The sequence below is a fragment of the Variovorax sp. ISS6 genome (genome assembly GCF_056523145.1).
Window position 1 is genome coordinate 2,485,269 of the sequence record NZ_JAWRZC010000001.1, and the last position, 12,594, is coordinate 2,497,862.

A 12,594-nucleotide genomic window follows, 5' to 3' on the forward strand; every position below is an offset into this window, starting at 1 on the left:
GCGGGGGAGGGAGACATTCGTCAGTGGGCGTCGTCCTTCTTGCCGATGCCCAGGTAGGTGTCGATGATCCGCTGGTCGTGCAGCAGCTCGCGCGCCGGGCCCTCGAGCGCCACGGCGCCCATCTCGAGCACGTAGGCGCGGTCGGCCACCTGCAGCGCGGCACGCGCGTTCTGCTCCACCAGCAGCACCGACACGCCGTGCTTGCGCAGCTGCGCCACCACGCGCAGCACCTCGCGCACCACCAGCGGCGCGAGGCCCAGCGAGGGCTCGTCGAGCATCAGCAGGCGCGGGCGCGCCATCAGCGCGCGGCCGATCGCCAGCATCTGGCGTTCGCCGCCCGAGAGCGTGGAGGCCATCTGCGGCCGGCGCTCCTTCAGGCGCGGGAAGATCTCGAAGATCTCGTCCATGCGCGCGCGCTGGTCGCGCTTGCCCTTGCGCCACTGGTAGAAGCCGCCGAGCAGCAGGTTGTCTTCCACCGACATCTCGCCGAACAGCTCGCGCCGCTCTGGCACCAGCGCCACGCCGCGCGCGACCATGGCCTCGACGCCGGGGCGCGCGATGCGCTCGCCGTGCAGCGACAGGCTGCCGGTGGAGGGCAAGAGGCCCATCGCCGCGCACAGCAGCGTGGTCTTGCCGGCGCCGTTCGGGCCGATCACGGTGACGATCTCGCCTTCGTTCACGTGCAGGCGCACGCTGTGCACCGCCTCCACCTCGCGGTAGGCGACGCAGAAGCCGTCGAGTTGAAGCAGGGGTTGGCTCATCGCGATGCGTCCTCGAGCAGTTCGTCGTCGGCGCCGCCGAGGTAGGCCTCGAGCACGCGCGGGTTGGCCTGCACTTCGGCGGGCGAGCCGGTGGCGATCACGGTGCCGAACTCGAGCACGGTGATGCGGTCGGCGAGGTTCATCACGAACTCCATGTCGTGTTCCACCACCAGGATGCCGAGGCCTTCGGCGCGCAGCTGGCCGAGCAGTTCGGACAGCGCGCGCTTCTCGAGGTGGCGCAGGCCGGCCGCGGGCTCGTCGAGCAGCAGCACCGAGGGCTGGCCCGCGAGCGCGCGCGCGATCTCGACCACGCGCTGCTGGCCCAGCGAGAGCGAGGCCGCGGGCGTGTCGGCATGCGCGCCGAGGCCGCAGCGCTCGATCTGGCGCCGTGCCTCGGCCATCAGCGCGGCTTCCTCCGCGCGGTCCAGCCGCAGCATCGCCGAGACCCAGCCGCGTTTGGCGCGCAGGTGGGCGCCGAGCGCCACGTTCTCGATCACGCTGCGCTGGCCGAGCAGGCGCACGTGCTGGAAGGTGCGGCCCAGGCCCAGCGCGGCGAAGGCGCGCGAGGGCTTGCCCGACATCGGCTGGCCGACCAGCCGCACCTCGCCGGTGGTGGGATCGTCCACGCCCGAGATCATGTTGAAGAAGGTGCTCTTGCCGGCGCCGTTGGGGCCGATCAGCGCGTGCACCTCGCCGGCCTTCAGGGTCATCGAGATGTCGTTGTTGGCGACCAGCCCGCCGAAGCGCTTGCTCACGCCGTCGGCCTGCAGCAGCAGGCTGCCCGCGGCCGGCAGCGCGCGCTGCGCGAGCTGCTCGGTGCTCGAGACGGCCGGGCCGGCGCCGGCGGCGCGCGGCAGCTCGCGCACCCAGCGGCGCGTGAGCCGCGCCAGCGTGGGCCACAGGCCGTCGGCGAAGCGCTGCAGCACGAACAGCATCAGGAGGCCGAACACCACCACCTCGAAGTTGCCGCTGGTGCCCAGCAGCGCGGGCAGGATGTCCTGCAGCTTTTCCTTCAGCAGCGTGATCAGCGTGGCGCCGAGCACCGCGCCCCAGAGATGGCCCGCGCCGCCGACCACCGCCATGAACAGCATCTCGATGCCGATGTTGAGGTTGAAGGGCGTGGGGTTCACGAAGCGCTGCATGTGCGCATAGAGCCAGCCCGAGATCGCGGCCAGCAGCGCGGCCAGCACGAACAGCTTGATGCGGTGGCGCGCGGTGTCCACGCCCATCGACTCGGCCATCAGCCGGCCGCCCTTGAGCGCGCGGATGGCGCGGCCCTCGCGCGAGTCGAGCAGGTTGTGCATGGCCCACAGCGCGAGCAGCAGCACGGCCCAGATCACCACGCCGAGCATGCGCGGCGTGGCGAACGAGACGCCCGCCACCACCAGTGGCGGAATGCCGGTGATGCCGGTCTGGCCGCCGAGGAACTCCATGTTGCCGAGCAGGAAGTACAGGCTCAGGCCCCAGGCGATGGTGCACAGCGGCAGGTAGTGGCCCGAGAGCTTGAGCGTGACCGCGCCGAGTGCCCAGGCCAGCGCGAAGGTCAGCACCAGCCCGAGCAGCAGGCCGAGCCAGGGCACCAGCGCGGAACCCGCGAGGCCGCCGAGCCAGCCGGCCGCGGTCGGCGAGGTGCAGATCCAGGCCGTGGCATAGGCACCCATGCCGACGAAGGCGGCCTGGCCGAAGGAGGTCATGCCGCCGACGCCGGTCAGCAGCACCAGGCCCACGGCCACCAGCGCGTAGAGGCCGATGTTGCTGAGCACGGTGACGGTGAAGGGCGGCAGCCAGCCCCAGGCCAGCGCGAGCGCGACGATGAAGACGAGCGTGAGCACGCGCGGCGTGACCAGCGGTCGGCCCTCGGGCACGGCGTTGGCGGAAGAAGTCACAGGGGTCGATGAAGACGGGTTCATTCCTCGTCCTCCACGTGATGGCTGCGCAGCGAACGCCACCACAGCACCGGGATGATCAAAGTGAAGACCAGCACTTCCTTGTATGCACTGGCCCAGAAGGAGGAGAAGGCCTCGAGCAGGCCCACCAGGAGCGCGCCCGCGAGCGCCAGCGGATAGCTCGCGAGGCCGCCGACGATGGCGGCCACGAAGCCCTTGAGGCCGATCAGGAAGCCGGTGTCGTAGTAGACCGTGGTGATCGGCGCGATCAAGAGGCCCGAGATGGCGCCGATGACGGCCGCCAGCGCGAAGCTCAGGTCGCCCGAGAGCTCGGTGGGAATGCCCGACAGGCGCGCGCCCACGCGGTTGATGGCGGTGGCGCGCAGCGCCTTGCCGATCATCGAGCGGCCGAAGAACCAGAACATCGCGATCACCAGCACCAGCGTGACGCCGACCACCACCAGCGACTGGCCGCTGACGGGAATGCCGCCGAGGTCGAGGCGCAGCTCGGAGAACGCGCTGGTGCGCGAGCCCTCGGCGCCGAAGAAGAAGAGCCCCAGGCCGACCAGCACGCCGTGCAGCGCGACCGAGACGATCAGGAGCATCAGCACGCTGGCATCGGCCAGCGGGCGGTAGGCGAGGCGGTAGAGCAGCGGGCCCAGCGGCGCGATCAGCACCAGCACGGTGAGCGCCTGCGCGGCCAGCGAGGTGGGCTTGAGCACCAGCACCAGCGCGGCGGCGACCGCGGGGAAGGCCACGCACCAGGTGAGCGCCGAGCGCCAGTCGACCGTGGCGCCGCGTTTCCAGCGCCAGGCCTCGACCGCCAGCACGACCACCGCCAGCGCCAGCAGCAGCCACAGCGTGGACGGCGCGCGGCCGCCCTGCAGCGCGGCCATCGAGAGCGCGCCGAAGGCGACGAACTCGCCCTGCGGGATGAAGATCACGCGCGTGACCGAAAACACCAGCACCAGCGCGAGCGCCATCAGTCCGTAGACCGCGCCGTTCACGATGCCGTCCTGCCCGAGCAGCAGGGCGATCTGCAAATCCATACGACCAACTTTCCTTCAGAAAACCTGGGGGCGAAAGAAAACCGTGCCCCTCTTGCAGGAACACCGCGGGCCGGTGGCGCCGGCCCGCGGTGTCCGTCGTTCAAGCCCGTGCGATCAGGGCTGGTATTTCCAGGCGCCGTTCTCGATCTTGACCATCACGCGCGCGCGCTGGTCCAGGCCCAGGTGGTCGGTGGCGCTCATGGTGAACACGCCGTGCGCGCCCGCCACGTCCTTGGTCTGCTCGAGCGCGTCGCGCAGCGCGGCGCGGAACTCGGGCGTGCCCGGCTGGGCCTTCTTGAGCGCGACCGGCACGGCCGAGCTCATGAGCAGGCCGGCGTCCCAGGCGTGCGCGCCGAAGGTCGAGACCGAGCCCTTGCCGTAGGCGGCTTCGTAGGCGGCCACGTAGGCGAGCGCGGACTTCTTCACCGGGTTGGCGGCCGGCAGCTGCTCGGCCACCAGCACCGGGCCGGCGGGCAGGAAGGTGCCTTCCACGTCCTTGCCGCCCACGCGCAGGAAGTCGGCGTTGGCCACGCCGTGCGTCTGGTACATCTTGCCGGTGTAGCCGCGCTCCTTGAGCGTCTTCTGCGGCAGCGCGGCCGGCGTGCCGGAGCCGGCGACCAGCACCGCGTCGGGCTTGGCGGCCATGATCTTCAGCGCCTGGCCGGTGACCGAGGTGTCGGTGCGCGCATAGCGCTCGTTGGCCACGACCTTGATCTTCTTGAGTTCGGCGGCCTTGGCGAATTCCTGCGACCAGCCTTCGCCGTAGGCGTCGGAGAAGCCGATGAAGGCCACGCTCTTCACGCCGTTGGCGGCCATGTGCTCGGCGATGGCCAGCGACATCATGATGTCGTTCTGCGGCGTCTTGAAGACCCACTTCTTCTTGGCGTCCATCGGCTCGATGATGCGGGCCGAGGCGGCGACCGAGATCATCGGCGTCTGCGCCTCGGCGGCCACGTCGATCATCGCGAGCGAGGCCGGCGTGGTGGTCGAGCCCAGGATCACGTCGACCTTGTTCTCGGCGATCAGCTTGCGCGTGTTGTTGACGGCGGCCGTGGTGTCGGAGGCGTCGTCGAGCACGATGTAGTTGATCTTCTGGCCGCCGATGGTCTTGGGCATCAGCGAGATCGTGTTCTTCTCGGGAATGCCCAGCGAAGCCGCCGGGCCGGTGGCCGAGATGGTCACGCCGACGTTGACGTCGGCCCAGGCCGACAGGGCCGTGGCGCACAGGGCGGCAATCAGCAGGGGCTTGAAGAATTTCATGGTTGGCTTGTCTCCGGTTGAAAAAAGGTTGAGGCCTGAAGTATCTCAGCGCTCGTCGAACGAGAGCGTGACGCGTTCGGTAAGGGGATGGGCCTGGCAGGTCAATACGAAGCCCGCGGCCACTTCATTCTTGTCGAGCGCGAAGTTTCTTTCCATGCGGACTTCCCCGTCCACGCACTTGGCGCGGCAGGTGCCGCACACGCCCGAGGTGCACGAGAACGGCACCTCGAGGCCGGCCGCCGAGGCCGCGTCGAGGATGCTGGGCTGGCCCTCGGTGTAGGTGATCTCGCGCTGCAGGCCGTCGCGCACGATGGTCACGCGCGCTTGCTTGGCGTCGCCGGGCTGGGCCTCGTGCACCACGGCGCCGACCTGGGCGGTCGAGCTCGCCGAGGGCAGCGCGACGCCGAAGCGCTCGATGTGGATGCGTTCCTCGGGCACGCCCGCGGCCAGCAGCGCGGCCTCGGCCTCGTCGTTCATCTGGAACGGGCCGCAGATGTAGACATGGTCGATGCTGCCCGCGGGCACCAGGCCCTGCAGGAACTCGCCGATCTTCTCGCGGTTCATCACGCCGAAGCCCAGCGGCGAGTCGGTGTGCTCGTCGGAGAACACGTGCTGCAGCACCAGGCGCGTCATGTAGCGGTTCTTCAGGTCCTCGATCTCTTCCTTGAACATCGTGGACTGGAGCTGGCGGTTGCCGTAGATCAGCGTGAAGCGGCTCTTCGGCTCGCGCGCCAGCACGGTCTTCATGATCGACAGGATCGGCGTGATGCCGCTGCCGCCCGCGATGCCGACGTGGTGGCGCGTGGACTCGCCCTCGATCGGCACGAAGAAGCGGCCTTGCGGCGCCATCACCTGGATCGAGTCGCCGGGCTTGAGGTGGGCGTTGATCCAGTTCGAGAACTGGCCGCCGCGCACCTTGCGCACGCCCACGCGCAGCTCGCCGTCGTCGACGCCGGCGCAGATCGAATAGGAACGGCGCAGGTCCTGGCCGTCGATCTCGTTGCGCAGGGTCAGGTACTGGCCCTGCGTGAAGCCGAAGACTTCGCGCAGCGTCTCGGGGACCTCGAAGGAGACGATGACGGCCTCGGGCGTGTCGGGCTCGATGGCCTTCACGCGCAGGGGGTGGAACAGGGTACTCATCGGCGTGGGGCCTAGATCGGCTTGAAATGTTCGAAGGGTTCGCGGCAGGCCATGCAGCGGTACAGCGCCTTGCAGGCGGTGGAGCCGAAGGCCGACAGCCGCTCGGTGCGCTCGCTCGCGCAGCGCGGGCAGGCGATGCGCTCGCCGGCGAGGCGGCCGAACAGGCGGATCGGCACCGCGGTGCCGGCGGCCTGCTCGGGCGTGAGGTGGGCGGGCGGGGCGATGCCGTAGGCCTTGAGCTTGGCGCGGCCCTCGTCGCTGATCCAGTCGCTGGTCCAGGCCGGCGCGCGGCGCAGGGTGGCCCGCGCGGGGCCGAGGCCGGCGCGCTCGATCGCGGCCAGCACGTCGTGCTCGATGGCCTCGGTCGCGGGGCAGCCCGAATAGGTCGGCGTCAGCACCACCTCGAGGCCGTCGTCGTGCTCGATCACGTCGCGCACGATGCCGAGGTCGCAGACCGACACGGCCGGCACCTCGGGGTCGGGCACCGAGTGCAGCACCTCCCAGGCGGCGTCGATGCGCGAGGCGGCCATGGTGTCGGCAGTCACCACACGCCCCCGGGGAAGGCGCGCTGCAGGTGCTGCATCTCGGCCAGGATGTAGCCCATGTGCTCGCTGTGCACGCCCTGCTTGCCGGTGCTGCGGAACTTGGCCTCGGCCGGCGCGGCGAGGCCGGCGGCGTCGAGCACCTGCTGCATCTCGGCGAACCACGGTTCGCGCAGTTCGTTCCAGGCCGGGCCCAGGCCGCTGGCGCTGGCCTCGCGGTCGACGGCGTCGGCCTCGAACAGCTCGGGCATGTAGAGCCAGGCCTGCTTGAGCGCGGCCTCGGTGCGGCGGCGCGATTCCTCGGTGCCGTCGCCCAGGCGCACCACCCAGTCGGCCGAATGCTGCTGGTGGTAGCGCGCTTCCTTCAGCGCCTTGCCGGCGATGGCGGCCACTTCCTCGTCGCTCGAGCTCGCCAGCCGTTCCCACAGCAGCTTGAGCAGGGTGGCGATCATGGTGTTGCGCACCACCGAGAAGGCGAAGTCGCCGCGCGGCAGCTCGACCAGTGTGAGGTTGAAGTAGTCGCGCTCCTCGCGCAGGTAGGCGAGCTGGTCCTCGTCGTGCTCGCGGCCGGCGCCTTCGAGCTTGCCGGCGTGGGTGAGCAGCGCGCGCGCCTGGCCCACGAGGTCGAGCGCGATGTTGGCCATCGCGATGTCCTCCTCGAGCACGGGCGCATGGCCGCACCATTCGCCCAGGCGCTGGGCCAGCACCAGGCAGGTGTCGCCGATGCGCAGCAGGTACTGCACGGCGGGCGTGCGGTTCAGTTCGATCGATGCTTGCATGGCCGGCCGCTCACATGTGGTCGACGGACTTGGGCAGCGCGTAGAAGGTCGGGTGGCGGTAGACCTTGTCCTCGGCGGGATCGAAGTACATGTCCTTGTCGCCCGGATCGCTCGCGACGATCTGCTCGGAGCGCACCACCCAGATGCTGCAGCCTTCCTGGCGCCGCGTGTAGACGTCGCGCGCCATCTGGATCGCCATCTTCGAGTCGGCGGCATGCAGGCTGCCGCAGTGCTTGTGGTCCAGGCCGGCCTTGCTGCGCACGAACACTTCCCACAGGGGCCATTCTTGTTTCTGTTCGACGGTCATGCCGCCTCCTTCATCGGTTGCTTGTTGGCATGGGCGAGTGCGGCTTCGCGCACCCAGGCGCCGTCTTCCCAGGCGTCGACACGGGCCTGCAGGCGTTCGCGGTTGCAGGGGCCGTCGCCGCCGATCACGCGCCAGAACTCGCTCCAGTCGATGGTGCCGAAGTCGTGCGCCTGGCGTTCCTCGTTCCACTTGAGGTCGGGGTCGGGCAGGGTCACGCCGAGGATGGCCGCCTGCTCGACGGTGGCGTCGATGAACTTCTGGCGCAGCTCGTCGTTGCTGAAGCGCTTGATGCCCCAGCGCATCGACTGCGCCGAGTTGGGCGACTGGTCGTCGGGCGGGCCGAACATCATGATCGAGGGCCACCACCAGCGGTTGACCGCGTCCTGCACCATCGCCTTCTGCGCGTCGGTGCCGTGGGTCATCATGGTCAACAGCGCCTCGTAGCCCTGGCGCTGGTGGAAGCTCTCCTCGCGGCAGATGCGGATCATGGCGCGCGCATAGGGCGCGTAGGAGCAGCGGCAGATCGGCACCTGGTTCATGATGGCCGCGCCATCGACCAGCCAGCCGATGGTGCCCATGTCGGCCCAGGTCAGCGTGGGGTAGTTGAAGATCGAGCTGTACTTGGCCTTGCCGGTGTGCAGCGCGTCGAACATCTGGTCGCGCGAGGTGCCCAGCGTCTCGGCCGCGGCATAGAGGTAGAGGCCGTGGCCGCCCTCGTCCTGCACCTTGGCCAGCAGGATCGCCTTGCGCTTGAGCGTGGGCGCGCGGCTGATCCAGTTGCCCTCGGGCAGCATGCCGACGATCTCCGAGTGCGCATGCTGGCTGATCTGCCGCACCAGCGTCTTGCGGTAGTGATCGGGCATCCAGTCCTTGGCCTCGATGAAGTCGCCGGCGTCGATGCGCGCGTCGAAGCGTTCCTCGAGCCGCAACTCGTCGGCCGAGCGCAGGGCCTTCTTGCCGTCGCCGGCGTCCTTGCCCATGGTGTCCATGGCTTGTGTGTACATCGCGGTTCTCCTTGAGAGGTGAAGAGGTCGTCGATCGGTTGTCAGTAGCTCAGCTGCTTCGTGGACTGCGCGCGGCGGTCCACCTCGGCCGGTGTCAAGGCCTCGCTCTTGCAGCCGAAATCCTTGAACAGCGCCATCTGGTCGGCGTAGTGGGGCGACTTGCGGCCGTCGGGTCCGACGAAGCCGCTCTGGCCCGGCGGGGCGGCGGTGCACAGCACGACGCCCTTGGCGCCGAGCACCACCTTGTCGTTCTGCGTGCCGCGGTTCATGTAGCTCGGCAGGGTCAGCTGCTCGTCGGCCCCGGCCTGCGGCGCGCCGATGAAGTTACTGGTGAGGAAGACATGCTTCGTCACCGGCGTGCGCCACTTGGCGGTGTCGCTGCCGAAGCGCTTGTCGAGCTCGGCCACGGCCTGCGCGAGCGTGGCGCGCAGCACGGCGTTCTTGTCCTCGCCGTTGAAGAAGTCGTAGCGCTGCGGCACGCCGGCCTTGGGGCCGAGCAGCGCGTTGTAGACCAGCTTCAGGCCGTTGCCCGGGCGGATGCTGGCCACCTGCGTCTCGCCGGCATAGCCGGTGCCCGCATAGGCCGCGAACACCTCGGGCGGCAGGTCGTCGGCCAGCACCTTGCGGTAGAGGATCGGCAGCCAGGCCGTCATGAGCGTGGTGGCCGGGCTGTCGTAGACGCCGCGCTCGGCCGGGTCCTCGTTGAGCATGTTCCAGTCCGCCAGCACCTGGGCCGCGCGGCGCGCCGGGTCGGCGGCCGGCAGGCCGCGCGTCGCCTCGAGCGCGAAGGGCACGAGGTAGCGCGCGTTGGTGTCGGCGTAGGCGGTGGTGCGGTTGAGCGCCCAGAGTTCGTCGGGCGTGAGCCGGGGCTTGGCCTCGAGCCGCGCCGTGAACTCGCGCACCCGGTCGACCACCGAGTAGTTGCCGCCGTCGCTGACCGCGCCCGGCGCCGACTGGTTGTTCCAGTTGGCGACGTAGCCCTGCGCCGGATTGAAGGTCTTCGGGTCCTCGCCGAACGGGCGGATGCCGAGCCATTCCATCGAGCCGTCGCCCACGGCGGGCAGGCGGATGTCCTGCGTGGCCGGGCGGATCGGCAGCCGGCCCGGCGAGACGTAGCCGATGTTGCCGGCGGTGTCGGCGTAGTACCAGTTGATGGTGATGGCCACGCGCGAGGCCTGCGCCAGCCACTGTTCCCAGTTCTGCGCGCGCATCGCGTGGATCCAGCCCAGCAGCGACTCGAGTTCGTAGCCGTCCCAGCTGCGCTTCATCGAATACGCGGTGCCGTTGGGCAGGTCGAAGTTGGTCACGGTGCCGTGCACGGTGGCGTAGACGTCCAGGCTCTGGTCGGGCTGGCCCTTGACCTTGATGAGCTCGGTGCGCTTGCTCATGGCGCGCATCGCGCCGTTGAAGCGGTACTGGTGGGGGTTGGCCGGGTCCAGCTTCTCCTGGTACATGTCGTTCACGTCGAGCGGGCCGGCGGTGGCGCCCCAGGCGATCTTGCCGTTGGTGCCGAACAGCACCACGGGATGCGCGAACGGCGTGTTGCCGGTCACGTCGAAGCCGGCGCCGTGCAGGCCGATGCCGAACACGTACGAGGGATTGAACCAGTTGAACTGCGGACCGTTGATGAAGACGGTGCTGCCGTCGGTGGTCTTGTTCGGGCCGGCGATCCAGAGGTTGCTGGCGATCGGGCGGGTCCAGGGCTCGGCCACGCCGCGCCGCGCGGCATCGATCTCGTTGCGCGCGACCAGCAGCTCGGGCGAGACCGGCGCCAGCGCCGCGCGATGGGCGGCGTGCGCATCGTCGGCGGCGCCCTGCGCCACGACCTTGGGACGCGGCACGGTGGTGGGCGCGAGCGGGTCTTCCACCCAGCGGATCTGGTCGAACAGCTGGCGGCCGGCCTCGTCGCCGCGCGCCTTGCGCAACTGCTCGAGCAGGCGCAGGTTGGCGAGTTCGCTGCTCACGTTGGAGTAGCGGTTGGCCATGGTGCCGACCCAGATCATCGCCACGTCGTAGCCGGTCCAGTCGGCCTTCGGGCGGAAGCCGGCATCGGCGAACTGCTTGGGCAGCAGGGTGGCCGGCGCGGCCAGCACTTCGTTCACGCGCGCATTGAAGCCGGCGGCATAGCCGTCGAAGATGGCCTTGTCCTCGCTCGACAGGCGCGCCATCTGCGCGCGGATCGAGGCGGGGTCGAAGCTGGCGCGGCTGCCCTTGTCGAGCGCGACATAGGCCGGGCCCATCACTTCGGCGACGGTGCCCAGCACGGCGCGGCGCGCCATCTCCATCTGGAACAGGCGGTCTTCCGCGACGGCGTAGCCGAAGCCGTGGAACAGGCCGCGCACGTCGTTGGCATAGACGTGCGGCACGCCGTAGTCGTCGCGCTTGATCGTGACCTTGCCGGCCGGGGGCATGGCCGCGCCGGTGGCCGGGGCGGTGGAGTTGGCGGCGCAGCCGGCCAGCGCCACCAGGGCGCAGGCGAGGGCGATCGATCGGAAATTCAGTGTCATCGGTGGCGGTTCGGGGGAAAGCGGCGGCGCCTCAGCGCGGGCGGTTGTCGACGACGCGCCGGGCCTTGCCGGTCTGCGTGCGTTCCATCTCGTTCGGTGCATGCACCACCACGCGGGTGGAGATGCCGACCAGCGTCTTCACGCGGTGCTGCACCCAGCCGGCGATGGCCGCGCGGTCGGCCGCGGCGGCTTCGTTCGGCGCGAGCTCGCAGTGCACCTCGACCTGGTCGAGCAGGCCTTCGCGGCTCACGTGCACCTGGTAGAGGCCGGTGAGGGCGCCGTGCGCGAGCACGATCTCCTCCACCTGGGTGGGGAACACGTTCACGCCGCGGATGATCATCATGTCGTCGCTGCGCCCGACGATCTTGCCCATGCGGCGGAAGGCGCGCGAGGTGGGCGGCAACAGGCGCGTGAGGTCGCGCGTGCGGTAGCGGATGATCGGCATCGCTTCCTTGCTCAGCGAGGTGAAGACGAGCTCGCCTTCCTCGCCGTCGGCCTTCAGTTCGCCGGTCTCGGGATCGATGATCTCGGGATAGAAGTGGTCCTCCCAGATCACCGGGCCGTCCTTGCTCTCGACGCATTCGCTGGCCACGCCCGGGCCCATGACTTCGCTCAGGCCGTAGATGTCGACCGCGTCGATGCCGGCCTTGGCCTCGATGTCGCGGCGCATGGCCTCGGTCCAGGGCTCGGCGCCGAAGATGCCGATGCGCAGCGAGCTGTCCCTGGCGTCCAGGCCCAGGCGCTCGAACTGCTCGATGATCACCTGCATGTAGCTCGGCGTGACCATGATGATGTCGGGCCGGAAGTCCTGGATCAGCTGCACCTGCTTCTCGGTCTGGCCGCCCGACATCGGGACCACGGTGCAGCCCGCGCGCTCGGCGCCGTAGTGCGCGCCCAGGCCGCCGGTGAACAGGCCGTAGCCGTAGGCGATGTGGATCAGGTCGCCGGCGCGGCCGCCCGCGGCGCGGATCGAGCGCGCGACCAGGTCGGCCCAGGTGTCGATGTCCTTCTTCGTGTAGCCCACCACGGTCGGCTTGCCGGTGGTGCCCGAGGAGGCATGGATGCGCGCGACCTGCTGGCGCGGCACCGCGAACATGCCGAAGGGATAGTTGTCTCGCAGGTCGCTCTTGACCGTGAACGGGAATTTCGCGAGGTCGGCGAGGGTCTTGAGGTCGCCCGGCTGCACGCCCTTGGCGTCGAAGGCCTGACGGTAGTGCGGCACGTTGTCGTAGGCGCGCTGCAGCGTGTCGCGCAGGCGCTGCACCTGCAGCGCGGTGATCTCGTCGCGGCTCGCGGTCTCGATCGGTTCGAGATCGCCGGGGGCGGGGCGGGGTGCTGGCATGACGGGGTCCTCGGTTC

General features: G+C 69.8%; 11 protein-coding genes. All 11 read right to left on the minus strand.

Features of this window, described 5'->3' with window-relative positions; genetic code table 11:
• Nucleotides 1-20: 20 nt before the first annotated feature.
• The 11 genes from AC1HIL_RS11335 to paaK all read right to left on the minus strand — a co-directional run bounded on the left by AC1HIL_RS11335 (nucleotide 21) and on the right by paaK (nucleotide 12,577).
• Nucleotides 21-761, minus strand: coding sequence for an ABC transporter ATP-binding protein (locus AC1HIL_RS11335; protein WP_261210016.1), 741 nt, complete (start codon nucleotides 759-761; stop codon nucleotides 21-23).
• Nucleotides 758-2,671, minus strand: coding sequence for a branched-chain amino acid ABC transporter ATP-binding protein/permease (locus AC1HIL_RS11340; protein ID WP_479671829.1), 1,914 nt, complete (start codon nucleotides 2,669-2,671; stop codon nucleotides 758-760). Before AC1HIL_RS11340 ends, AC1HIL_RS11335 begins: the two co-directional genes overlap by 4 nt.
• On the minus strand, nucleotides 2,668-3,696 hold the full coding sequence (locus tag AC1HIL_RS11345; protein WP_261210021.1) for a branched-chain amino acid ABC transporter permease: 1,029 nt from the start codon (nucleotides 3,694-3,696) through the stop codon (nucleotides 2,668-2,670). Before AC1HIL_RS11345 ends, AC1HIL_RS11340 begins: the two co-directional genes overlap by 4 nt.
• 114 nt (nucleotides 3,697-3,810) lie before the next feature.
• Entirely contained in the window at nucleotides 3,811-4,956 is a 1,146-nt protein-coding gene (locus AC1HIL_RS11350) for an ABC transporter substrate-binding protein (RefSeq protein ID WP_261210023.1), read from the minus strand.
• Nucleotides 4,957-5,001: 45 nt separating this feature from the next.
• On the minus strand, nucleotides 5,002-6,096 hold the full coding sequence (gene paaE, locus AC1HIL_RS11355; protein WP_479671830.1) for a 1,2-phenylacetyl-CoA epoxidase subunit PaaE: 1,095 nt from the start codon (nucleotides 6,094-6,096) through the stop codon (nucleotides 5,002-5,004).
• An 11-nt stretch (nucleotides 6,097-6,107) separates the two neighbouring features.
• Nucleotides 6,108-6,626, minus strand: a complete 519-nt coding sequence (gene paaD, locus AC1HIL_RS11360) for a 1,2-phenylacetyl-CoA epoxidase subunit PaaD (protein ID WP_479672487.1) — start codon at nucleotides 6,624-6,626, stop codon at nucleotides 6,108-6,110.
• An 11-nt stretch (nucleotides 6,627-6,637) separates the two neighbouring features.
• A complete protein-coding gene (paaC, locus tag AC1HIL_RS11365) occupies nucleotides 6,638-7,417 on the minus strand; it encodes a 1,2-phenylacetyl-CoA epoxidase subunit PaaC (RefSeq protein ID WP_057593737.1) in 780 nt (259 codons plus the stop codon).
• 10 nt (nucleotides 7,418-7,427) lie between these two features.
• Complete coding sequence (paaB, locus tag AC1HIL_RS11370) at nucleotides 7,428-7,724, minus strand: 1,2-phenylacetyl-CoA epoxidase subunit PaaB (protein ID WP_057593738.1); 297 nt, start codon at nucleotides 7,722-7,724, stop codon at nucleotides 7,428-7,430.
• Nucleotides 7,721-8,728 carry a 1,2-phenylacetyl-CoA epoxidase subunit PaaA gene (paaA, locus tag AC1HIL_RS11375; RefSeq protein WP_057593739.1) on the minus strand — a complete coding sequence of 336 codons (1,008 nt, stop codon included), beginning with the start codon at nucleotides 8,726-8,728 and terminating at the stop codon, nucleotides 7,721-7,723. Before paaA ends, paaB begins: the two co-directional genes overlap by 4 nt.
• Before the next feature lie 41 nt (nucleotides 8,729-8,769).
• A complete protein-coding gene (locus AC1HIL_RS11380; RefSeq protein ID WP_479671831.1) occupies nucleotides 8,770-11,235 on the minus strand; it encodes a penicillin acylase family protein in 2,466 nt (821 codons plus the stop codon).
• Between the two features lie 31 nt (nucleotides 11,236-11,266).
• A complete protein-coding gene (paaK, locus tag AC1HIL_RS11385) occupies nucleotides 11,267-12,577 on the minus strand; it encodes a phenylacetate--CoA ligase PaaK (protein WP_057593741.1) in 1,311 nt (436 codons plus the stop codon).
• Between the last annotated feature and the right edge of the window lie 17 nt (nucleotides 12,578-12,594).

Coding starts and splice junctions, on each gene's coding strand:
- AC1HIL_RS11335 (WP_261210016.1), bottom strand. CDS start 761: ATGAGCCAACCCCTGCTTCAACTCGACGGCTTCTGCGTCGCCTACCGC.
- AC1HIL_RS11340 (WP_479671829.1), bottom strand. CDS start 2,671: ATGAACCCGTCTTCATCGACCCCTGTGACTTCTTCCGCCAACGCCGTG.
- AC1HIL_RS11345 (WP_261210021.1), bottom strand. CDS start 3,696: ATGGATTTGCAGATCGCCCTGCTGCTCGGGCAGGACGGCATCGTGAAC.
- AC1HIL_RS11350 (WP_261210023.1), bottom strand. CDS start 4,956: ATGAAATTCTTCAAGCCCCTGCTGATTGCCGCCCTGTGCGCCACGGCC.
- paaE (WP_479671830.1), bottom strand. CDS start 6,096: ATGAGTACCCTGTTCCACCCCCTGCGCGTGAAGGCCATCGAGCCCGAC.
- paaD (WP_479672487.1), bottom strand. CDS start 6,626: ATGGCCGCCTCGCGCATCGACGCCGCCTGGGAGGTGCTGCACTCGGTG.
- paaC (WP_057593737.1), bottom strand. CDS start 7,417: ATGCAAGCATCGATCGAACTGAACCGCACGCCCGCCGTGCAGTACCTG.
- paaB (WP_057593738.1), bottom strand. CDS start 7,724: ATGACCGTCGAACAGAAACAAGAATGGCCCCTGTGGGAAGTGTTCGTG.
- paaA (WP_057593739.1), bottom strand. CDS start 8,728: ATGTACACACAAGCCATGGACACCATGGGCAAGGACGCCGGCGACGGC.
- AC1HIL_RS11380 (WP_479671831.1), bottom strand. CDS start 11,235: ATGACACTGAATTTCCGATCGATCGCCCTCGCCTGCGCCCTGGTGGCG.
- paaK (WP_057593741.1), bottom strand. CDS start 12,577: ATGCCAGCACCCCGCCCCGCCCCCGGCGATCTCGAACCGATCGAGACC.